The 22,527-nt window shown below is 43.8% G+C and carries 18 protein-coding genes and 1 tRNA gene; all 19 read left to right on the top strand.

All coding sequences use genetic code 11. The features are described 5' to 3' along the window. Positions 1-52 precede the first annotated feature (52 nt). The 19 genes from RTL34_RS02010 (at position 53) to rpoC (ending at position 22,447) form a co-directional block, all read left to right on the top strand. On the top strand, positions 53-700 hold the full coding sequence (locus RTL34_RS02010; RefSeq protein ID WP_312114261.1) for a phosphoribosylanthranilate isomerase: 648 nt from the start codon (positions 53-55) through the stop codon (positions 698-700). Between the two features lie 17 nt (positions 701-717). Then, positions 718-1,098: a hypothetical protein gene (locus RTL34_RS02005; RefSeq protein WP_312114151.1), complete on the top strand. Its 381-nt coding sequence runs from the start codon at positions 718-720 to the stop codon at positions 1,096-1,098. Between the two features lie 107 nt (positions 1,099-1,205). After that, a complete protein-coding gene (locus tag RTL34_RS02000) occupies positions 1,206-1,958 on the top strand; it encodes an SDR family NAD(P)-dependent oxidoreductase (RefSeq protein WP_062334068.1) in 753 nt (250 codons plus the stop codon). 16 nt (positions 1,959-1,974) lie between these two features. Then, positions 1,975-3,201, top strand: coding sequence for a tryptophan synthase subunit beta (gene trpB, locus RTL34_RS01995; protein ID WP_312114147.1), 1,227 nt, complete (start codon positions 1,975-1,977; stop codon positions 3,199-3,201). 9 nt (positions 3,202-3,210) lie between these two features. Then, positions 3,211-4,134: a hypothetical protein gene (locus tag RTL34_RS01990; protein WP_312114145.1), complete on the top strand. Its 924-nt coding sequence runs from the start codon at positions 3,211-3,213 to the stop codon at positions 4,132-4,134. 31 nt (positions 4,135-4,165) lie between these two features. Then, on the top strand, positions 4,166-4,984 hold the full coding sequence (gene trpA / locus RTL34_RS01985) for a tryptophan synthase subunit alpha (RefSeq protein ID WP_282841488.1): 819 nt from the start codon (positions 4,166-4,168) through the stop codon (positions 4,982-4,984). 148 nt (positions 4,985-5,132) lie between these two features. Then, positions 5,133-6,038, top strand: a complete 906-nt coding sequence (gene accD / locus RTL34_RS01980) for an acetyl-CoA carboxylase, carboxyltransferase subunit beta (protein WP_050323991.1) — start codon at positions 5,133-5,135, stop codon at positions 6,036-6,038. Positions 6,039-6,062: 24 nt separating this feature from the next. Next, the gene (folC, locus tag RTL34_RS01975) at positions 6,063-7,418 is read left to right on the top strand and encodes a bifunctional tetrahydrofolate synthase/dihydrofolate synthase (RefSeq protein WP_312114141.1); all 1,356 of its coding nucleotides are present in this window, start codon (positions 6,063-6,065) and stop codon (positions 7,416-7,418) included. A 162-nt stretch (positions 7,419-7,580) separates the two neighbouring features. Continuing rightward, on the top strand, positions 7,581-8,801 hold the full coding sequence (locus tag RTL34_RS01970) for an SPOR and LysM peptidoglycan-binding domain-containing protein (protein WP_312114139.1): 1,221 nt from the start codon (positions 7,581-7,583) through the stop codon (positions 8,799-8,801). A 165-nt stretch (positions 8,802-8,966) separates the two neighbouring features. After that, positions 8,967-9,479 (top strand): DUF2726 domain-containing protein, encoded by a 513-nt coding sequence (locus RTL34_RS01965; protein WP_312114137.1) that lies wholly within the window; start codon positions 8,967-8,969, stop codon positions 9,477-9,479. A 73-nt stretch (positions 9,480-9,552) separates the two neighbouring features. Next, positions 9,553-9,628: transfer RNA gene (locus RTL34_RS01960), tRNA-Trp, on the top strand. 73 nt (positions 9,629-9,701) lie between these two features. Further along, the gene (secE, locus tag RTL34_RS01955; protein ID WP_050323995.1) at positions 9,702-10,169 is read left to right on the top strand and encodes a preprotein translocase subunit SecE; all 468 of its coding nucleotides are present in this window, start codon (positions 9,702-9,704) and stop codon (positions 10,167-10,169) included. Positions 10,170-10,308: 139 nt separating this feature from the next. Then, on the top strand, positions 10,309-10,839 hold the full coding sequence (gene nusG / locus RTL34_RS01950; protein WP_007116399.1) for a transcription termination/antitermination protein NusG: 531 nt from the start codon (positions 10,309-10,311) through the stop codon (positions 10,837-10,839). Between the two features lie 215 nt (positions 10,840-11,054). Next, positions 11,055-11,486, top strand: a complete 432-nt coding sequence (rplK, locus tag RTL34_RS01945; protein ID WP_007116398.1) for a 50S ribosomal protein L11 — start codon at positions 11,055-11,057, stop codon at positions 11,484-11,486. Beyond that, complete coding sequence (gene rplA, locus RTL34_RS01940; protein WP_076774553.1) at positions 11,487-12,185, top strand: 50S ribosomal protein L1; 699 nt, start codon at positions 11,487-11,489, stop codon at positions 12,183-12,185. It abuts the gene before it with no gap. 278 nt (positions 12,186-12,463) lie between these two features. After that, complete coding sequence (gene rplJ, locus RTL34_RS01935; RefSeq protein WP_007116396.1) at positions 12,464-12,973, top strand: 50S ribosomal protein L10; 510 nt, start codon at positions 12,464-12,466, stop codon at positions 12,971-12,973. Positions 12,974-13,041: 68 nt separating this feature from the next. Beyond that, positions 13,042-13,413 carry a 50S ribosomal protein L7/L12 gene (rplL, locus tag RTL34_RS01930; RefSeq protein ID WP_007116395.1) on the top strand — a complete coding sequence of 124 codons (372 nt, stop codon included), beginning with the start codon at positions 13,042-13,044 and terminating at the stop codon, positions 13,411-13,413. Positions 13,414-13,950: 537 nt separating this feature from the next. After that, positions 13,951-18,069 (top strand): DNA-directed RNA polymerase subunit beta, encoded by a 4,119-nt coding sequence (gene rpoB, locus RTL34_RS01925; RefSeq protein WP_312114132.1) that lies wholly within the window; start codon positions 13,951-13,953, stop codon positions 18,067-18,069. Positions 18,070-18,214: 145 nt separating this feature from the next. Further along, positions 18,215-22,447, top strand: a complete 4,233-nt coding sequence (gene rpoC / locus RTL34_RS01920; protein WP_312114130.1) for a DNA-directed RNA polymerase subunit beta' — start codon at positions 18,215-18,217, stop codon at positions 22,445-22,447. The last annotated feature ends 80 nt before the right edge of the window (positions 22,448-22,527 follow it).

Here is a 22,527-nt window from a genome sequence, read left to right as displayed (position 1 = left end):
TGTCTTTTTTCGTTATACTAGCTTTTATCATTCTCAAGACAAACACAACTCAATGAAAAATACAGCGGTCAAATTTTGTGGCTTTACCCAACTTGAAGATATTACAAATGCGGTCAATCTTGGCGTCGATGCGGTGGGTTTTGTATTTTATGAGCCAAGTCCGCGCGCAGTGACCCCCGAACAAGCCTGTGAGCTTGCCAAAGCGGTGCCTGCGTTTACCACGGTGGTGGCATTGGTGGTCAATATGCCCGAGCAAGAATTGGTTTATCTATCGCATCACGTGCCGTTTGATATCGTGCAGTTTCACGGGGATGAATCGCCGCGAGAGTGCAAGCTGATGGCGGATAGAATCAATAAACGCTGGATAAAGGCATTACGCATCAGCCATGATGACACCACGGAGACGATTGTCACCCAAATCCAAGCGCTTAAAGACTTCGGCGCGTGTAGCGTGCTGCTTGATGCCTATCATCCCGATAAATTTGGCGGTACAGGTGATAGTTTTGATTGGGAAAAAATCCCCAACCACTCGCCGTTACCGATTATTCTGGCGGGGGGATTGACCGCAGACAATGTGGGTGACGCAATTACACAAACAGGCGTGTATGGCGTGGATGTCAGTGGCGGTATTGAATCGGCGAAAGGGGTGAAAAGTTTGCAGAAAATGACAGCGTTTTTAAACGTTGTTAAATCAAATTAGAAGTCATTTGGAACAGAATGAAACTCGTTACTTTATATATTCCTAAGGAAAAAACTGAAAGTTTTCATCAATGGCTTTATGATAAAAGGAATGTTAATGGTAAAATAAAAAATCTTACCAATAATCCAAATGATTTTCTTTACATTGAAAGCTTCAGCAATTGGATTGATGAATTGGACAAAGAAGATATTTATGAAATTAACAGTTTGGTTGGAGACTTTTCTTCATTCACTATTCATTGGCGAAATAATCACAATCTATTTATGTTTCTAAGTGAAATAAATGAAATTTATAGTTTTGTGATTGATAATGACAATTGGCAGAAAAAAATCAACACAGAACTGATGAAACTAAACTTTGAAGAATTTGATAAATGGATTCTAGGAAAAAGTGAATAATGAGTCAATTCAATCAAGTATTAATTTAACATTGCAAAATTAATAAAATTCTATATACTAACGTACTAGTATAATAGAACGTAAGACTTTATGATGGACGAATTATTATGAATATCTTGGTCACAGGCGTAACCGCAGGGTTTGGCAAAGCGATTGCCGAATTACTCATCTCAAAAGGTCATACCGTCATCGGCACTGGCAGACGCCAAGAAAAACTGGACGAACTACAGAGCCAACTGGGCGATAACTTTATACCGCTAAACTTTGACGTATCGGACTTGCCCGCCACCAAAACCGCGCTACAAACTTTGCCAAATGATTTGCTTACCAACATCGACGTACTGGTCAATAACGCAGGATTGGCACTCGGACTTGAACCCGCGGATAAAACAGACTTTGCCGATTGGCAACAAATGGTCAATACCAATATTCTAGGCTTGATTCACTTAACCCATGAAATCCTGCCTAGTATGGTCGCCAACAACGACGGCTACATTATTAATTTAAGCTCAACTGCAGGTAATTATCCGTATTTTGGTGGTAATGTGTATGGCGCGACCAAAGCCTTTGTGACCCAGTTTAGCCTAAACTTACGTGCCGATTTGGTCGGTAAAAATATCCGTGTCAGTAATATCGAGCCAGGACTATGTGGTGGCACAGAGTTTAGCAATATTCGTTTTCATGGCGATGACGCCAAAGCCGCCCAAGTTTATGACAGCGTGCAATATGTCACCCCACAAGATATCGCCAATATGGTGGCATGGCTGATTGAACAGCCCAAACACGTCAATATCAACCGTATCGAAGTCATGCCAACCGCACAAACCTTTGCAGGTTTAAAAGTCGTTAAAGATTTATAAAATTAGAGAGAAAATAATGAACATTCAAAACCCAACTGAAGTAAAAGACTTCAATCAATACCCAGATGCCAGCGGACATTTTGGCATTCATGGGGGACGCTTTGTCTCTGAAACCCTGATGGCGGCATTAGAACAACTTGAGCATATCTATAACACTGCCAAAGCTGACCCCGAATTTTGGAAAGCCTTTCAAGACGACTTGGTCAATTATGTTGGCAGACCAACGCCACTTTATCATGCCAAGCGCCTAAGCGATGATATCGGTGGCGCGCAGATTTATCTTAAACGTGAAGACTTAAACCATACAGGCGCTCACAAAGTCAACAACACCATCGGTCAAGCGTTGCTTGCCAAAATGGTTGGCAAAAAACGCATCATTGCCGAGACAGGTGCAGGGCAACATGGCGTAGCAACTGCCACCATCGCGGCGCGTCTGGGCTTAGAGTGCGTGGTGTATATGGGCGCAGATGATGTCGAACGCCAAGCCATGAACGTGTATCGTATGCGTTTGCTTGGCGCAACAGTGGTACCTGTCACCTCGGGCACTCGCACGCTCAAAGACGCCATGAATGAAGCCATGCGTGACTGGGTCACCAATGTCGATAGCACTTATTATGTCATTGGCACTGTCGCAGGTCCGCACCCATACCCCATGCTGGTGCGTGACTTTCAAGCCATTATCGGCAAAGAAGCCAAACTACAACACTACCAAAAAACAGGCAAACTGCCCGATGCGTTGGTCGCTTGTGTCGGTGGCGGTAGTAATGCCATCGGACTGTTTTATGACTTTTTAAATGATACAGACGTCAAAATGTATGGTATCGAAGCCGGCGGCGATGGGGTCGAGACAGGCAACCATGCTGCACCGCTTACCGTCGGTCGAGTGGGCGTATTACACGGCAACCGCACGTATTTGATGGCGGATGATGATGGGCAGATTTTGGGCACCCATTCGATTTCAGCAGGGCTTGATTACCCTGGCGTGGGTCCTGAGCATAGTTTCTTAAAAGATATCGACCGTGTGCAGTATGTACCTTGTACCGATGAAGAAGCGATGGTGGGATTTCGTGAATGTACCCAAAAAGAAGGCATTATTCCTGCACTAGAAAGCTCGCATGCCATTGCGTATGCGTTGAAACTTGCCAAAACCATGAGCAAAGACCAGTCGATTATTGTCAATCTGTCGGGTCGTGGGGATAAAGATTTGCATACGGTCATGAAACGTGATGGTATTCAGGTGTAGCAGATTAAAATGAAAAGAAAAATACCTTATGCAATATTTCTTAAGAATTGGTCTTTTGAGAAAGGAAATGAACAAGATTTAGTTGAGCATGGGCAAAAAATAACTTCAGATGAATTTGATTTTAAGGAAATGAAAGATTTTATCTTTTGTCCAAAATGTTTTACTAAGCTTACTCGAAGTCCATTAGAAGAAAATTTCACTAAAGAAGGAACTTCAGCATATTTTAAGCACATTCCTTCTTACAGTCATATTGAGTGTGAATTTAGGTCTAATAAAGGCGATGCTTTTAATTATGATAATGAATCTGAAGCTAGACAGGCTATAGATAATGAGAATTTAGTAATCGTACATAATTTTAAAACCGATGAACCGATCTTGAATGATGATGACATCAATACTGAAGTCATTGATTATGAAAATGATGTTGATGTTACTTCTAACGTGACTGTGAATAGGCATAGAAACCAATCTTATGAATTGCCATCGAAAATTACTACTGTTAGAGGTGGAATTTGTAGAAATTTTGATAGGAATTTGGTGAAAGGTTACTATCTTCCAAACTCGAATCAAATCTTACCTTTAAGCGAGCTATTAAATGATGTTAGAAAAATCAATGAACCAAATGCTGATAAAAAATTATTTATAGGCAAAATAATAAGTAGTGTTCATTTTGGTAAAAATCCAACTGATGAAAATATAAGAATGACTTACCTTGAATTTTCACACCCAAACTATAAAGATTTTTGTGTCAAAACTTTACATGGGCTACAAAGAAAACATGGAATAGGAGATGAATCTGTAGGGAGATTTGTAATCTTTTACGGAGCCATTACTGATAATGGAATAGGATTATGTGTCGAACATTTAGGATTTGGTGAAATAGGCTTGCTTCCTGAAAGATACAATAATATTGCTGATAATTTATTTAATTAAAAATTCATGTTTTTCTAAAAGAGAGTTAAAAATGACCCGAATTGAAACCACATTTAACACGTTACGAGAGCAAAACAAAAAAGCTTTAATTCCTTATGTGATGGCAGGCGACCCAAACCCAAGTGTTACCGTCAGCTTACTGCATGAACTCGTTGACCACGGCGCAGACGTCATCGAAGTTGGCTTGCCATTTTCCGACCCGATGGCAGACGGTGAAACTATCGCACTCGCAGGCGAGCGCGCAATGGCAGGTGGCACCAGTACCCGCCAAGCGATTGAGATGGTAAAAGCGTTTCGTAAAACCAACACCACCACGCCAGTGCTAGTCATGGGCTATCTGAATCCGATTGAAATCATCGGTTATGACAAGTTTATCAGCCTTTGTCAAGATGCAGGGATTGACGGTGTTTTGATGGTCGATTTACCGCCACAAGAAGCGGGCGATTTTACCCAAAAACTCGCCAATTCCGCAATGAACGAAATCTTTTTACTTGCGCCAACCACCTTGCCAGAACGCCGCGAGCAAGTGTTAAAACATGGCGGAGGTTTTATCTATTATGTATCGGTCAAAGGCGTAACAGGCTCAAAAGCATTGGATGCCCAAGATGTGGGCGAGCACGTCCAAGCGATTAAAGCACAAACTGCTTTGCCTGTGTGTGTTGGTTTTGGTATTCGTGATGGTGCATCGGCAAAAGCAGTCGGACAATATGCGGATGGTGTGATTGTCGGTAGTGAGCTAGTGAAAAACTTTGCGGATGTGGGCAATGATGAACAGAAAATTGCCCATGCCAAAAAAGCCATCTTAGATAAAATGGATGAGCTAAGAGAAGCGATTGATAGTCTTGAGTGATAGAATGGTTTGAGGTACTTGAGGTTAATCATTTCATTTATTGCTAAAATCAGTTAGCATACGCATTATAAAATGAGTTTGTACTTGTACACTCAAAAAACTACTATTCATTGGCACTCTTAAATTGCACTGTTAATAGGGACTTATTATGAGCACTGATATGAAGCCTCAACCGATGGGACAGACACTGGAAGAAACTTGGTTAAAACGCCCATTACCCACCATCAAGCCGCGTGCCAAGCAAATACTGACGGCGGTTGAGACCGAACCATCGACTCAATGTCCCAACTGTAATTCAATCATCACCAATACGGCGCTGATTTTTAATAATTATGTCTGCCCATCGTGTGATGAACATCTTAGCATGACCGCCCGCACGCGTCTGAACTGGTTTTTTGACCAAGTCGATGACGAGCTAGGGCAGCAGTACCAAGCAGGCAATCCCTTAGACTTTGTCGATAGCAAACCTTACCCAACACGGATGAGCGAAGCGCAAGCCAAGACGGGCGAAACCGAAGCGCTTATCGTCATGAAAGGCAAACTTCAGCGGCTACCCGTAGTGGCTTGTGCGTTTGATTTTGCTTTTATGGGTGGCTCAATGGGTTCTGTGGTAGGCGATCGATTTGTGCTCGCTGCCGAGACGGCACTTAAAGAACAAATCCCACTGGTGTGTTTTGCCGCATCGGGTGGCGCCCGTATGCAAGAGGGCTTGTTATCACTCATGCAGATGGCGCGTACTGCTGCAGCGATTGAGAAACTCAAACACGCCAATATTCCTTATATTGTGGTACTGACCAATCCTGTGTATGGCGGCGTGACGGCATCACTTGCGATGTTAGGCGATATCCATTTGGCGGAGCCCAAAGCCATGATTGGTTTTGCGGGCAAACGGGTGATTGAACAAACCGTTCGCGAGGTGCTGGGCGAGCCTTTCCAGCGCGCTGAGTTTTTGGTAGAGCATGGTGTGGTTGATCAGGTCGTCCATCGTCTACAAATGAAAGAAACGATTCATCGCTTACTCAAAAAAATGACCTATTTTCGTCAGGCTCACTAATTCATTATTATCACGGTTTTATCCATGCAACAGTCAAGCTTACCCGCCGCACCCTCACCCTCACCATCCCCAGTGCCGCCTAGCGTTTCAAGCTCGTTAACCGAGTGGCTAAACTATATGCAGGGCATCCATGTGTCCGCGATTGATATGGGGCTTGAGCGGGTGATACCCGTATTTCAAGCATTGGGTATAAAGCAAACCGATGCCTTTGTGTTTACCGTGGCAGGCACCAATGGCAAAGGCTCCACCACCGCCACTATTGCCGAGATTTGTCAACAAGCAGGCTATAAAACCGCTTTGTATCAATCGCCGCATTTACTGGTGTTTAACGAGCGTGTCAGAATTAACGGAGAAATGGTCGATGACCAAACTTTGATTGATGCGTTTGCCAAAATCGAGCAGGCGAGAGTGGATTGTGGGTTGACGCTGTCATTTTTTGAAATGACGACGCTTGCCGCTTTTTTGATTTTTGCCCAAAACCATTGTGATGTCTGGGTATTGGAGGTGGGGTTAGGCGGTCGCCTCGATGTCGTCAATGTCATCGAACCAAACCTTGCGGTGATTACCAATGTGGGTATTGACCATGTCGAATGGCTCGGCGACACCCGTGAAAAAATCGCGGTAGAAAAAGCTGGTATTTTGCGTGATAACCTGACATTGGTGTATGGCGAAACCGATATGCCATCGACCATCCCCCCCTTGATTGCACAGCACCATGCCCATTTGCTACAGTATGGCAAAGATTATGGCTACCGTCATACTGAGGCGGCAGTGACATGGCAATATAGCAATAACGCGGTGACTTTATCGCTGCCTATGCCCAATTTGTCTTTGCACAATACCGCAACGGCTATCACAGCCCTCTTAGCCAGCCCATTAACCATAACCCAAGACCACATCCAAGCTGCGTTACCAAAGGTAAAATTGGCAGGGCGTTTTGACAGCAGACGCATGTCAGCTCGCCAATGGGTGTTTGACGTTGCCCACAATGAGCATGGGATGAAGTTTTTGCTCAAGCAGTTGGCGCCGTATGTGCATGCTTACCAACACCAGCATCCAACCGCCAAATTGCATTTGGTCATATCCATGCTCGCTGATAAAGACATCGAGCCGGTGCTCGCGCAGCTACAGCAATTCTCTCAGACGGTAATGCCGATTGACAGTGTTCACAGCGGCGTTATATCTCACCCTAGAGCCAGTAGTCAAGAACGCTTAACTGAGTTGTTGCCACGCTACTTTAATTCTGTGTCTATTTTTGAGGATTTGAATTTGGCGACCCAATCGGTGATTGACCAAAGCCAAGATAATGACCTGATTTTGGTGTGTGGTTCTTTTTATACCATCAGCGGTGTATTGACCAGCCAATCACTCAGTGAATAACGAATTTGTGCGTCAAATGATTTTACTTTTCAAAATTTTCAGTTAATATCTCAATAATGGTGAAAACTGCTAAAGCGAATTTTGCTATGATTAGTCAAAATTCGTTGATTTTTATAGGTTGAAAAAATCATTTATCAAGACACATAAACTAGGGTATTTGGCATGAAATTTTCTAAGCAAGCATTATTGGGTACAACGGTATTGTTAGGCGGTAGCGTGTTGTTATATGCCACTATGCACCAAGTCTTGAACGCGCCTGCCAAACCTGCAGCCAATAGCCAACAAGTTATCGCTAAACCCACGACAGATAAACAATCAGCAATCAGCAACGAGCCACTCACCGCCGATATCGCAACCGAAAAAAATTTACTGGCGCAAAAACAAAAAGAACGCGAGCAACGGGTCGCTGCGCAAGAACAACAAGCCCAGCAATACATGACCGAGCAACAGCGGATTGAAGCGGAAGCTTTGGCGCGTAGCCGTGCTGAAAATCAACTGTATGCCAACAAAAATGCCACCAATACCAATTCGGTGGTTGCCAGCTCAGTGACCGCGATTACCCAACCTGTGGTAAAGCCCCGGCCCGTTGACACGGTCGCCGCGCCACCACAAACGCAAGCTGCAGTACCCAATACCGTACAAAATACTGCACAGAGCCAAAGCGCTGCGCAAACTCGAAGCGCTACGCAAACTAAAGAACAAGCAGCTACGCCAAAGCCTGCAGTGACAGCACCCGCCGTCGCACAGCCGCAGCCCGTGGCAAAAGCCACCCCTAACAATCCTGGCACCTATCAAGTTAAGGCAGGCGAGGGGTTGATAGGGTTATCACGTCGCTACAATGTGCCAGTCGACGTATTGGCAAGCGTCAATAATCTCAACACAACCAGCAATTTACGTGTCGGGCAAACTATCACCATCCCGACTGCGGCACAAGTCAACCGTATCACCCAACAAACTCAAGCGCGAGAGCAACAACGTCAAAATGAGATGGCCCGCAAAAAGCAAGAAGAGCAGTTAAAAGAGCAAAAACGTCAACAAGAAATCGCCCAGAAAAAACTAGAAGCTCAGCAACAAGCCCAAAAAAAACAAGCATTCCAAGCGGCACAAGACAATTTAAGGCAGGCGCGTCAGACAGTGAAACAAACGGATGCCAAAGGTACGTTTGGAGTACAAGTCGCATTGGCAACCGACCAAAAGAATGCCAGTGAAATCACCCAAAAATTACAAGCGGCAGGCTACAAAGTCAAAACCACCCAAACGAGTAAAGGAGTACGTATCGTCGTAGGTCCAGAAAAAGGCAAAATCGCTGCCTTGGCGCTCAAAGACAAGCTCAATAACGATAGCCGCGTGAATGTCAATAGTGGCTGGGTGCTTTACTGGTAAGCCTATTTAACCTTTTAAAGCCAAACTATGCAAACAAGGCCAAACAACCCAAACAATGCGACATTTTGTGTCGCATTGTTTGTCTATATGCTTGTGAAAATCACCCAATAGAGGAATAATGCTCGCTTGTGGTAATTATCCTATAGATATGAGTGTGTGGTTAGTGTGACAATTTTTTTAGTGTTAGCGTTTGTGGTGTTTATCCTGTTAGTGTTTGCATTCCGCAGTAGTGGCAGTAGCCGTGAAGAGGTTATTAAGCCAGTTCGAGGAGATGAATTAGCGGTATGGCCATTTGAGCCGATGCCAATCATGACGCCCACCGAAGTGATATTTTTTAATCGCTTGCAGCAGGCAGTGCCTGAGCTGATTATTTTTGGGCAAGTACAGCTATCACGTATTATCATGCCAAATGACGATGACGATACTGACCAAGGCTTTTGGTTCAATCGTATTTGCCGTATGAGTGTTGACTATGTGCTGGTCGATCAAGACAAGCAAACCGTACTATTGGCAATTGAATTAGACGACTGGACGCACAATAACCGCCGCCGTCAGCAGCAAGACGAAAAAAAAGACAAAGCGCTATTGAGTGCAGGTATTCCGATACTACGAATCAATGGGGAAGCTATGCCGGACGCTGCACTTTTACGCCGTAAAATCTTAGCGGTGCTACGCTAAGATTAAAATCGCAAAAAACTATAGAAAGTGTTGCATTCAAAAAAAAACTCGCTATAATACTCAAACTCAACATAGGCGATTAGTTCAATTGGTAGAGCGTCGGTCTCCAAAACCGAATGTTGGGGGTTCGAGTCCCTCATCGCCTGCCACATTTTAGTTAGTTTAGCGTATACGCTTTATTCTAATAATAAAATACGTTTTAATGATAGACAGGGCAGCCTTATGAAACAAATGCTAGAGAAAAAACTAGCAGAGCTCAATGGCAAAAGGATGTCTGGTGAAAAAGTGGTTGTCCACCAACCTGCCGCTATTGAGATTGCCAAACGACACTCCCCTAAAGATTTTGCCCTGTGGATTTTTGCTTTTGTTGCATTAATCAGTGCAACTTTAGTCAATCAATATTTACCCGCATATTGGCAACCCGCTAGCAATTTATGGACGCGAGTGGCTGTTATTGCTGGACTAATCATTGCTGCATTATTGGCACTGGCATTGACCAACCAAGGCAGTGCTTTTAAAACACTGTTGCAAGATTCTCGCGTTGAATTACGCCGTGTGACTTGGCCGACCAAACAAGAAACCCTTGAATACACTTGGCAAGTTGCGGTAGTGGCTGGGATATTAGCCTTTATCGTGTGGTTATTAGATACCGTATTTAGCCAGTTGATTCAATACGTCATTGGTCAATAGCAAAAATTTAGCCAAACCCTTTTATTTGACCCACATCTGTGGGTTTTTATCTATCTAGCAATATCAATATTTTACCTGCATTGCTCATATTTGGTATAGTAGGCGATGTGTTTAGCAATGAATTAGAGGAAGATTATCCATGCGTTGGTATATCGTACAAGCATTTTCAGGCTTTGAAAAACAAGTGCAGCGTTCATTGATTGAACGTATCAATCGCAGCGAATACAAAGAATCGTTTGGTCAAGTACTCGTCCCAACCGAAGAAGTTATCGAAATGCGGGATGGCAAAAAACGCAAATCTGAGCGCAAATTCTTCCCAGGTTACGTATTGATTGAAATGGATATGAACGACAACACATGGCACTTAGTTAAAGACTGTCCACGTGTGATGGGCTTTATTGGCGGTACGCCAGAAAATCCTGCGCCAATTACCCCAAAAGAAGCCGATACCATTTTAAATCGTTTAAATACTAACGAAAATAAACCGCGTCCAAAAACCTTGTTTGAGCCAGGTGAAGAAGTGTTGGTCATCGATGGTCCGTTTACCGAGTTTAGAGGCTTGGTGGAAAAAGTTGATTACGAAAAATCGCGCTTACAGTTGACCGTCAATGTCTTTAACCGTCCAACCCCGGTTGAGCTAGAGTTTAAACAAGTAGAAAAAATTAACTAATTTTTGATAGGTTCTTTTTTTCACGGGTTTTTGGCCCTAAAATTGTAACTAAGTGCCAAATTTAGCAATTTTTGCTTTACCTCGGTAAAAATTCGCTTATAATATGGCACTTTATTTTTTTCTGTTGTCTGTAAGATTGACAATATCACCCGGGGAGCCGGATTACCATTCGATGAGTGGGTATCTAGCGCTATTACCCATAACAGGAGTCTATCATGGCTAAAAAGATTGATGGTTACATCAAACTACAAGTGCCAGCTGGTAAAGCTAATCCATCACCACCTATCGGTCCAGCATTGGGTCAAAAAGGTGTGAACATCATGGCATTCTGTAAAGAGTTCAACGCAGCTACTTCTAGCATGGAACCAGGTCTACCTGTTCCTGTTGAAATCACTGTTTACAACGACAAATCGTTCACCTTCATCATGAAGTCACCACCAGCGGCGTTCTTAATTCGCAAAGCTGCAGGTGCTGCCAAAGGTTCAGGCGTACCGAACAAAACTAAAGTGGGTAAAGTCAACCGCGCACAGTTGGAAGAAATTGCTAACACCAAAAACGCTGACTTAACTGCTGCTGACTTAGAATCTGCGGTTCGCACATTGGCGGGTACTGCTCGCTCAATGGGTATTGACGTGGAGGGCGTGTAAATGGCTAAATTAACTAAACGTCAAAAAGCAATCGCTGAAAGCTATGATGCGAACAAACAATACACATTGGCTGAAGCGGTGGAAATCCTAAACAAATTACCACCTGCAAAATTCAAAGAGTCAATCGATATTGCTATCAATCTAGGTGTTGACCCACGTAAATCTGACCAAGTAGTTCGTGGTGCTACCAACCTACCTGCAGGTACTGGTAAAACCAAACGCGTTGCCGTATTTGCTCAAGGTGCAGCAGCGGATGCAGCTAAAGAAGCGGGTGCTGATATCGTAGGTTTTGAAGACCTAGCAGAAAGCATCAAAGCGGGTAACATGGACTTTGATGTTGTGATTGCGTCGCCTGATGCAATGCGCGTTGTTGGTCAATTAGGTACAATTTTAGGTCCACGTGGTTTAATGCCAAACCCTAAAGTAGGTACAGTTACCCCTAACGTTGCTGAAGCGGTTAAAAACACCAAAGCGGGTCAGGCAACTTACCGTGTTGATAAATCGGGTATTATCCATACCACGATTGGTCAAGTAGGTTTTAGTGCTGAACAAATCGAGCAAAATGCGTCTGCATTAATCGCTGATTTGAAAAAAGCAAAACCTGCGACCTCAAAAGGTATCTATATTAAAAAAATCACCTTATCAAGCACGATGGGCCCTGGTATCAACTTAGATCCAGTACCTTATCGTAATGCTTAAGCTATCACGCTTGATGGTAGATTTTAATATATTTTAAATTTAGTTCAGCACAAACGGGTTGTGCTGTCTAAGACCGTAGGTTCTATTGGTTTAATCGTAAATAGTTTAATTGTGAAAGTTTTTCACAGCCTACGCAGACGGGATGGCAGTTTAATTTTATCATTGACTGCCACCGTATCGGAGTGATAATAAGTTGTACTTTAACTTATTATATTAACTAGGTTTATTGGTGCCCTAAGTTAATCATAACTAGGAAACTGATAATATGGAGACAACCCATGGCATTAAATCTTCAAGACAAACAAGCGATTGTTGCTGAAGTAAGTGAATCTGCCAAAGGTGCCCTTTCTGCTGTTGTTGCCGATGCTCGTGGCGTAACAGTAGGTAAAATGACCCAACTGCGTAAAGAAGCTCGTGCAGCGGGTGTTGATATGCGTATCGTGCGTAATACTTTATTACGTCGTGCGTTAGAAGACACTAACTACACTGTGTTAAATGACGTATTTGTAGGTCCAACACTTATCGCATTCTCAACTGAACATCCAGGTGCTGCGGCACGTTTGTTCAAAGAATTTGCTAAAACAAACGATAAGTTTGAAATTAAAGGCGCAGCTTTTGAAGGCGAGTTTATCGCTGCTAAAGATATCGATCGTTTAGCAAGCTTACCAACTTACGACGAAGCGATTGCGCGCTTAATGGGTACGATGAAAGAAGCCGCTGCAGGCAAATTTGTTCGTACTTTGGCAGCATTACGCGACAAAATGCAAGGCGAAGGCGAAGCCGCTTAATTTATTTAAGCAAACTTAGCTACGCTTAGCATTTTTAAACCAAATTCACTTATTTAGGAACACACATCATGGCATTAACTAACCAAGAAATTCTTGATGCAATCGCTGAAAAATCAGTAATGGAAATTGTAGATCTTATCTCTGCAATGGAAGAAAAATTTGGCGTATCAGCCGCTGCACTAGCAGCAGCACCTGCAGCTGCCGGTGACGCGCCTGCAGCAGAAGAAAAAGACGATTTCACCGTTGTATTAACTGGCGCTGGCGACAAGAAAGTAGCTGTTATTAAAGCAGTTCGCGAAATCACTGGCTTGGGCTTAAAAGAAGCTAAAGACCTAGTTGAAGGCGCACCACAAACAGTTAAAGAAGGCGTAGCGAAAGCTGAAGCTGAAGAATTGAAGAAAAAATTAGAAGAAGCAGGCGCATCAGTAGAATTGAAATAATTCTCGCACTTAAGTTCTCTAACCTTCAAAAAGCCATTATTGCACTTGCAATAATGGCTTTTTTTTATTATAATCATTCTCTTGACCTTTCGTGTCTGATTGAACATAAGATGGCACACGCACCAAGGACAGAATTGTTCCATGCAAGTTAGAAAGTCTGGTAATGCGTAAAAAACTTTAGCTAAATACCCCAAAGGTGTTTGGCTTTTTGTCGTCTCTACAGTTTTTGTTTGTATCGATTTTATATTATATCGCCGATTGGGTTATGCATCCTGTGATGATTAACTTATCCGCTGATTGAGCAAGGTTTTAAGATTTCCGTTAGGAAGTTGGATTTAAGTTGGTGACTTAAGACTGTAGGGATTGGGTCATCAAATCTTTTAAAAATAGATTCCATCGTTGATAAATGCGCAAAAAGTTTAATTTCCTAACAGGAAATTTGGTGATTTGTGACTTTATCAGTGCATAGCGGTATCAGTGCACTGAAGTATTGATAGATGGGTAGGCATTAACGCTTTGAATGTTTAAGGACTTTTAATGGCATACTCGTATACTGAAAAAAAACGCATTCGTAAAAGTTTTGCAAAGTTGCCCACCGTCATGGACGTGCCATACTTATTGGCCATCCAAGTTGACTCATATGAGCAATTTTTGCAAGAAAATAAAAAGCCAAAAGGTCGGGAAAACATTGGTTTACAAGCCGCTTTTAATTCTATTTTCCCTATTGAAAGCCATACTGGCAATGCGGAGCTACAATTTGTTGAATACTATCTAGGTACACCAGAGTTTGATGTGCGCGAATGTATTTTACGTGGTTCAACCTATGCAGCGCCATTACGTGTCAAAATCCGTTTGGTCATCAAAGACAAAGATGTTAAAGACAAAGATGCTAAAGCGGCAATTAAAGATATCCGTGAACAAAGCGTCTATATGGGTGAAATCCCATTGATGACTGAAAATGGTACTTTTGTGATTAATGGTACTGAGCGTGTCATCGTATCGCAATTACACCGTTCACCAGGCGTATTCTTTGACCATGACAAAGGCAAATCACATTCAAGTGGTAAAGTGCTATATAACGCCCGTATTATTCCTTACCGTGGTTCATGGTTAGACTTTGAATTTGATGCCAAAGACTTGGTGTTTGCTCGTATTGACCGCCGCCGTAAATTATTGGCAACGGTGATTTTGCATGCCATTGGGATGAATACGCAACAAATTTTAGATGCGTTTTATGAAAAAACCCACGTCTATAAAGGTGATGAGCAATTTGAAATCGATCTTGTCACTGACCGTTTACGCGGTGAAATGGCGCAGTTTGAAATCGTTTCACCGGATGGCGAAGTGATTGTCGAACAGGGCAAACGTATCAACGCGCGCGCGATTCGTAAAATCGAACAAGCCGGTATGACTAAATTGCCTGTGCCTGATGAATACCTGTATGAGCGTATTTTGGCTCAAGATATCGTTGTGGATGATGAAGTCATTGCACGCGCTAACCAATTGCTCGATCACGAGACTTTGGTCAAAATCAGCAATAACGACATTAAAGAATTTGATATTTTATTCACTAACGATATCGATCATGGTTCATACATCGCCGATACACTGCGCGCGGATACCGCGATGAGCCGTGAAGAAGCGTTGATTGAAATCTACAAAGTGATGCGTCCAGGTGAGCCACCAACACTCGATACAGCTGAAAAACTGTTTGAATCGATGTTCTTTAACGCGGACCGTTATGATTTATCAAATGTCGGTCGCATGAAGTTCAACCGTCGTTTGGGCCGTGCCTATGAGCCAACCAATGACCCTGATGTGCAACGTGAACGCAGTGTGTTGACCAACGAAGATATTATTGACGTATTAAAAATGTTGATTGAAATTCGTGATGGTCGTGGGGTAGTGGACGATATTGACCATTTAGGTAACCGCCGTGTTCGTTCAGTCGGTGAGATGACAGAAAATCAATTTCGCGTGGGTCTAGTCCGTGTTGAGCGTGCTGTTAAAGAGCGTTTAAGCTCAGCTGAAACAGATAACTTATCGCCACAAGATTTAATCAACTCAAAACCTGTGGCAGCCGCCATTAAAGAGTTCTTCGGTTCATCACAATTGTCACAGTTCATGGACCAAAACAACCCGTTGTCAGAAATCACCCATAAGCGTCGTGTTTCTGCATTAGGTCCAGGTGGTTTAACACGTGAACGTGCAGGCTTTGAAGTCCGTGACGTACACCAAACCCATTATGGTCGTGTGTGTCCGATTGAAACCCCTGAGGGTCCAAACATCGGTCTAATCAACTCACTAGCTGTCTACGCTAAAACCAATGAATTTGGTTTCCTAGAAACACCGTATCGTAAAGTAGTCGACGGTAAAGTGACGGATGAAATCGAGTATCTATCAGCGATTGAAGAAGTAGGCACTGTGATTGCGCAAGCGGATTCGCCGATTGACCAAAGCGGTCAGTTGACAGAAGATTATGTCTCTGTGCGTAACTATGGTGAATTTGTGCGTATGGCACCAGAGAAAGTGACCCACATGGACGTATCACCGCGTCAGGTTGTGTCTGTGGCAGCAAGTTTGATTCCATTCTTGGAACATGACGATGCCAACCGTGCTTTGATGGGTTCAAACATGCAGCGCCAAGCGGTACCCACTTTACGTTCTGACAAACCACTGGTTGGTACAGGTATGGAGCGTCACGTTGCCCGTGACTCCGGTGTGTGTGTGACTGCCAAACGTGGCGGCGTCATTATGGACGTGGATGCGAGCCGTGTCGTTGTAAAAGTGAATGAAGATGAAATGCAAGCGGGCGAAGCGGGCATTGATATCTACAACTTAATCAAATACACCCGTTCAAACCAAAACACCTGTATTAACCAACGCATTATCGTCAACCAAGGTGATGTCATTGCGCGTGGGGATATCTTGGCAGATGGCCCATCAACCGATTTGGGTGAGTTGGCATTGGGTCAAAACATGCGTGTGGCGTTCATGCCTTGGAACGGTTACAACTTCGAAGACTCGATTTTGTTATCTGAGCGTGTGGTTAAAGAAGATCGTTTTACCACCATTCATATTCAAGAATTAACCTGTGTGGCGCGTGATACCAAATTGGGTACAGAAGAAATCACTGCCGATATTCCAAACGTGGGTGAGGCAGCCCTAGCTAATCTAGATGACGCAGGTATTGTCTATATTGGTGCGGAAGTGCAAGGTGGCGATATCTTAGTGGGTAAAGTGACACCAAAAGGTGAAACGCAGCTCACTCCTGAAGAAAAACTACTTCGTGCAATTTTCGGCGAAAAAGCCGCTGACGTTAAAGATACGTCGTTACGCGTTCCTTCTTCTACCAAAGGTACGGTGATTGACGTCCAAGTCTTTACCCGTGATGGCGTAGAAAAAGACAGCCGTGCGCAAGCTATCGAAAAAGCCCAGCTTGATAGCTATCGTAAAGACTTAAAAGAAGAATTGCGTATCTTTGAAAACGCCGCACGCGGTCGCATTATTTCATTGCTTGACGGTCAGACTGTCAGTGGTGGCGCGGGCTTAAAATCAGGTACGGTATTGAGTGAAGACTCAATGCAAGACATGTCACTTGAAACATTGCTGGATATTCAGCCAACCCAAGAAGATACCGCAGAGCGTTTATCACAAATTGGTGACTTTTTAACCGATAAACAAAAAGAAATCGATGAAAAATTCACTGAGAAAAAACGCAAATTAACGGCAGGTGATGATTTAACGCATGGCGTGCAAAAAATCGTCAAAGTGTACTTGGCAGTAAAACGTCGTATTCAACCCGGTGACAAAATGGCAGGTCGTCATGGTAACAAAGGGGTGGTATCACGTATCATGCCGATTGAAGACATGCCATATGATGAAAACGGCAACCCAGTGGATGTAGTACTAAACCCACTAGGTGTACCATCGCGTATGAACGTCGGTCAGATTCTAGAAACTCACTTAGGCGGTGCAGCACGTGGTTTGGGCATCAAGATTGATGAGATGATCAAACAACAAGCGGCAGTTGCTGAGTTACGTGATTTCTTAGACAAAATCTATAACCAAATTGGCGGCGAGCAAGTGGATTTAGGCAGCATGAGTGATGAAGAAATCATTGCGATGTCAAAAAATCTACGTGCGGGCGTACCAATGGGTACCGCAGTATTTGATGGCGCTAAAGAACAGCAAATCAAAGGCTTGCTAGAATTAGCGGGTATGCCAACCTCAGGTCAGCAAGTATTGTTTGATGGTCGTACCGGTCAACAGTTTGATCGTCCTGTGACCGTGGGTTATATGTACATGCTCAAACTCAACCACTTGGTTGATGACAAAATGCACGCACGTTCAACGGGTTCTTACTCACTGGTTACCCAGCAGCCATTGGGTGGTAAAGCCCAGTTTGGTGGTCAGCGCTTCGGTGAGATGGAAGTTTGGGCACTTGAAGCTTACGGTGCTGCTTATACATTGCAAGAGATGTTGACGGTGAAATCCGATGACGTCGAAGGTCGTACCCGTATGTATAAAAACATCGTTGATGGTGAACAGAACATGTCAGCCGGTATGCCAGAATCGTTCAACGTATTGACCAAAGAGATTAAGTCATTGGGTATCAATATTGAGTTAAAAGATCATAGCAAAAGTAAAAACTAAGTCATGATTGTGAGTATGGCGGCTTTAATAACGTCGTCATACTCAAACTCAATAGTTTACCTTTTTAATGACAAACGAATAAAAATTAACCTTAAATTGAAAGTCAATCTGTAGCGACCTTCAATTTAATCGATGGAGAAGCAGTTTGAAAGACTTATTAGACATCATGAAAAGCCCTGCCGACTCTGGTAACCAAGAGTTCGACAGCATTCAAATTTCTCTTGCCTCACCTGACACCATCAAATCTTGGTCGCATGGGGAAGTTAAAAAGCCTGAAACCATCAACTATCGTACTTTCAAACCAGAACGTGATGGTCTTTTTTGTGCCAAAATTTTTGGACCTGTTAAAGACTACGAATGCTTGTGTGGTAAATACAAACGCCGTAAATTCCAAGGCGTGATCTGTGAAAAATGTGGTGTTGAAGTGACCGCCGCTAAAGTACGCCGCGAGCGTATGGGTCACATTGAGCTGGCAAGCCCAGTTGCCCATATTTGGTTCTTAAAATCATTACCAAGCCGTATTGGTCTATTACTTGATATGACTTTGCGTGATATCGAGCGCGTATTGTATTTTGAAAGCTATGTCGTCACTGACGCAGGTTTAACTACCCTTGAAAAATATCAGTTGCTCGATGATGAAGATTACTTCAAGGCACTTGAAGAGTTTGGTGATGAATTCACCGCAAAAATGGGTGCTGAAGCGGTGCAAGACTTGCTGCGTGATATTGACGTGGATTTGGAAATCGACCAGTTACGTGAAGAAATTCCTAACACGGGTTCAGAAACCAAACTTAAAAAAATGTCAAAACGCCTAAAATTGCTTGAGTCATTCCGTGATTCAAACAATAAGCCTGAATGGATGGTAATGACCGTATTACCTGTATTGCCACCTGATTTGCGTCCATTGGTACCGCTTGAAGGGGGGCGTTTTGCCACTTCAGACTTGAATGACTTATACCGCCGTGTCATTAACCGTAACAACCGCTTAAAACGCTTGTTGGAGCTCAATGCGCCTGACATCATCGTGCGTAATGAAAAACGTATGTTACAAGAGTCAGTGGATGCACTGCTTGACAACGGTCGCCGCGGTCGTGCGATTACAGGTAGCAACAAACGTCCATTAAAATCTTTAGCTGACATGATTAAAGGTAAACAAGGTCGTTTCCGTCAAAACCTTCTTGGTAAACGTGTTGACTATTCAGGTCGTTCGGTAATTACCGTGGGTCCATACCTGCGTCTACACCAATGTGGCTTGCCTAAAAAAATGGCACTTGAGCTGTTCAAACCATTTACTTATGCCAAACTTTTGCAAAATGGCATCGCGACTACTATCAAAGCCGCTAAGAAAATGGTTGAGCGTGAAGAACCAGCGGTGTGGGATATGCTTGCCAGCGTGATTCGTGAACATCCAGTACTACTAAACCGTGCACCGACCCTCCATCGTTTGGGCTTACAAGCATTTGAGCCTGTACTGATTGAAGGTAAAGCGATTCAGCTACATCCGCTAGTTTGTAGCGCGTTCAACGCCGACTTTGATGGTGACCAAATGGCGGTACACGTACCGTTAACTTTGGAGGCCCAGCTTGAAGCCCGTGCCTTGATGATGTCAACCAACAACATCTTGTCACCTGCCAATGGTGAGCCAATCATCACGCCATCACAAGACGTTGTATTGGGTTTGTATTACATCAGCCGTTCGCACATCAATGCCAAAGGCGAAAACATGACTTTCTCAAACGTGAAAGAAGTGTATCGCGCGCTAGGTACTGGTGATTTAAGCGTCAATGCCAAAATTAAAGTACGTATTGAAGAAATCACGTATGACGATGAAGGTAATGCCAATAGCGTTACTAAAATGGTTGACACCGTTGCCGGCCGCTGTTTGATTTGGAATATCACCCCAAAAGGTATGAGCTTTGACGAAGTCAACAAAGAGATGACCAAGAAAAACATCGCTCGCCTTATCAATTCTTGCTACCGCAAAATGGGCGTGAAAGACAGCGTCATGTTTGCTGACCAATTGATGTATTTGGGTTTTGCCCAAGCAACGTTGTCAGGCGTATCCATTGGTATGGAAGATATGCTCATTCCACCTACCAAAAACAAAATCATCGAAGCGGCGGATGCGGAAGTTCGTGAGATTGAAAGCCAGTTTGAACAAGGCTTCGTGACCGCGGGTGAACGCTATAACAAAGTTATTGATATTTGGTCACGTACCAATGACCAAATCGCCAAAGCGATGATGGATAACTTGTCACAAGATACCGTTGTCAACAGCCAAGGTGAAGCGGAAAAAGAAAAATCGTTTAACTCGATTTATATCATGTCGGATTCAGGGGCGCGTGGTAGTGCCGCACAGATTCGTCAGTTGGCAGGTATGCGTGGTCTGATGGCAAAACCAGACGGCTCGATTATTGAAACCCCAATTAAAGCTAACTTCCGTGAAGGCTTAAGCGTTTTACAGTACTTTATCTCGACGCACGGTGCCCGTAAAGGTCTAGCTGATACGGCACTCAAAACAGCAAACTCAGGTTACTTAACCCGTCGCTTGGTTGACGTTGCGCAAGATTTGGTTATCACCCAGCCTGATTGTGGTACCGATAAAGGTATCTTGATGAAGCCACACATTGAGGGTGGTGAAATCATTGAACAATTGGCTGACCGCGTGCTGGGCCGGGTCACCGCCAAAGATGTGATGTCAAATAAAACAGGCGAACTAGCCATCCCATCGGGTACCTTGCTGGATGAGCATTGGGTAAAAGTACTTGATGAACATGGTATTGACGAAGTTTGGGTACGTTCTGTGATTACTTGTGAAGTGCCACATGGTGTCTGTTCACAATGTTATGGTCGTGACTTAGCACGTGGTCACCGCGTCAATATTGGTGAGTCTGTGGGTGTTATGGCGGCGCAATCAATCGGTGAGCCGGGTACCCAGCTAACCATGCGTACCTTCCACGTGGGGGGTGCCGCGAGCGCCGCAGCCGTGGAAAACAGTATTCAGGTTAATAAAGGCGGTACTGTTCGCTTCCAAAACTTGAAATCTGTAAGCCATGCCGATGGTCATTTGGTAGTGGTCTCTCGCTCTGCAGAAATTAGTATTACCGATGAATTGGGCCGTGAGCGTGAGCGCTATAAAGCACCGTATGGTTCGTCAATTTTAGTGGCGGATGGCACTGAGGTTACCCCAGGTCAAACTATTGGTAAATGGGATCCGCATACCCATCCAATCATTACCGAGGTATCAGGTACCGCACGCTTTAGCGAAATCACCGATGGCTTAACCGCTACCATGAAAATCGATGAAGCAACAGGTATGAGCTCATACGAAATCTTGGCAACCAAAGACCGCCCAAGCTCGGGTAAAGATTTACGTCCTGCGATTATCCTTGATACCAAAGAGGGTAAAGAAGTGGTGTACTTCTTACCACAGCAAACCATCATTCGTGTGCGTGAAGGCGATGAAGTAACAACAGGTTCGATTTTAGGTCGTGTACCACAAGAATCATCAGGTACCAAAGATATTACCGGTGGTCTACCGCGTGTTGCTGACTTATTTGAAGCGCGTCGTCCAAAAGATCATGCGATTATGGCGGAAATGAGTGGTACAGTAAGCTTTGGTAAAGACACCAAAGGTAAAAACCGCTTTATCATTACCAATGATGATGGCGAAGTGCATGAAGAGTTGATTCCAAAATGGCGTCAAATCAACGTGTTTGAGGGTGAACGTGTTGAGCGTGGCGAGGTGATTGCCGATGGTCCACAAAACCCACACGATATTTTACGCTTAAAAGGTGAAACTGAGCTTGCCAATTACATCGTCAATGAAGTACAAGACGTTTACCGCTTACAAGGGGTAAAAATCAACGACAAGCATATTGAAGTGATTATTCGTCAGATGCTACGTAAAGTTGAAGTTACCGATGGCGGTGATTCAAGCTACTTCAAAGGTGACCAAGCTGAATACGCTGATATCGTCGCCATGAACAAAAAACTCGACGAAGAAAACAAATTCCCAGTCAAGTTTGACCGTTTATTGCTCGGTATCACCAAAGCCTCATTGGCAACTGAAAGCTTTATTTCAGCGGCGTCATTCCAAGAGACAACCCGTGTATTGACGGCGGCAGCGGTTACTGGCAAGATTGATGACTTACGTGGTCTAAAAGAAAACGTAGTAGTCGGTCGTTTGGTACCATCAGGTACTGGTTTAGCTTACCATGCCCAGCGTCTAGAGAGCGGTAAAACCACCGCTACAGAAGCTACTGAAAATCAGCAGCTAGAAGCGTTAGACAGCTTGTTTGCTGAAACCATGGAACCTGCTTCAATGTCATTTGAAGACCAATTTGCCGAAGAGTTTAATAGCCAAGATGCAAAATAATCATTAACCAGTCATAAAAAGGTCAGTGCTTGCAACTGGCCTTTTTTTTCATCAAAATATCCGTATCAAATGTCTAAGGA

It is taken from the genome of Moraxella sp. CTOTU47915, assembly GCF_031986685.1.
In the GTDB taxonomy this organism is placed as follows: Bacteria; Pseudomonadota; Gammaproteobacteria; order Pseudomonadales; family Moraxellaceae; genus Faucicola; species Faucicola tetraodonis.
Note: the sequence above shows the minus strand (reverse complement) of the source record. Positions and strands in the feature narration are given on the sequence as shown.

Excerpts from the sequence above, each read along its gene's own strand:
- RTL34_RS02010 (WP_312114261.1), top strand. The coding sequence starts at position 53 with ATGAAAAATACAGCGGTCAAATTTTGTGGCTTTACCCAACTTGAAGAT.
- RTL34_RS02005 (WP_312114151.1), top strand. The coding sequence starts at position 718 with ATGAAACTCGTTACTTTATATATTCCTAAGGAAAAAACTGAAAGTTTT.
- RTL34_RS02000 (WP_062334068.1), top strand. The coding sequence starts at position 1,206 with ATGAATATCTTGGTCACAGGCGTAACCGCAGGGTTTGGCAAAGCGATT.
- trpB (WP_312114147.1), top strand. The coding sequence starts at position 1,975 with ATGAACATTCAAAACCCAACTGAAGTAAAAGACTTCAATCAATACCCA.
- RTL34_RS01990 (WP_312114145.1), top strand. The coding sequence starts at position 3,211 with ATGAAAAGAAAAATACCTTATGCAATATTTCTTAAGAATTGGTCTTTT.
- trpA (WP_282841488.1), top strand. The coding sequence starts at position 4,166 with ATGACCCGAATTGAAACCACATTTAACACGTTACGAGAGCAAAACAAA.
- accD (WP_050323991.1), top strand. The coding sequence starts at position 5,133 with ATGAGCACTGATATGAAGCCTCAACCGATGGGACAGACACTGGAAGAA.
- folC (WP_312114141.1), top strand. The coding sequence starts at position 6,063 with ATGCAACAGTCAAGCTTACCCGCCGCACCCTCACCCTCACCATCCCCA.
- RTL34_RS01970 (WP_312114139.1), top strand. The coding sequence starts at position 7,581 with ATGAAATTTTCTAAGCAAGCATTATTGGGTACAACGGTATTGTTAGGC.
- secE (WP_050323995.1), top strand. The coding sequence starts at position 9,702 with ATGAAACAAATGCTAGAGAAAAAACTAGCAGAGCTCAATGGCAAAAGG.
- nusG (WP_007116399.1), top strand. The coding sequence starts at position 10,309 with ATGCGTTGGTATATCGTACAAGCATTTTCAGGCTTTGAAAAACAAGTG.
- rplK (WP_007116398.1), top strand. The coding sequence starts at position 11,055 with ATGGCTAAAAAGATTGATGGTTACATCAAACTACAAGTGCCAGCTGGT.
- rplA (WP_076774553.1), top strand. The coding sequence starts at position 11,487 with ATGGCTAAATTAACTAAACGTCAAAAAGCAATCGCTGAAAGCTATGAT.
- rplJ (WP_007116396.1), top strand. The coding sequence starts at position 12,464 with ATGGCATTAAATCTTCAAGACAAACAAGCGATTGTTGCTGAAGTAAGT.
- rplL (WP_007116395.1), top strand. The coding sequence starts at position 13,042 with ATGGCATTAACTAACCAAGAAATTCTTGATGCAATCGCTGAAAAATCA.
- rpoB (WP_312114132.1), top strand. The coding sequence starts at position 13,951 with ATGGCATACTCGTATACTGAAAAAAAACGCATTCGTAAAAGTTTTGCA.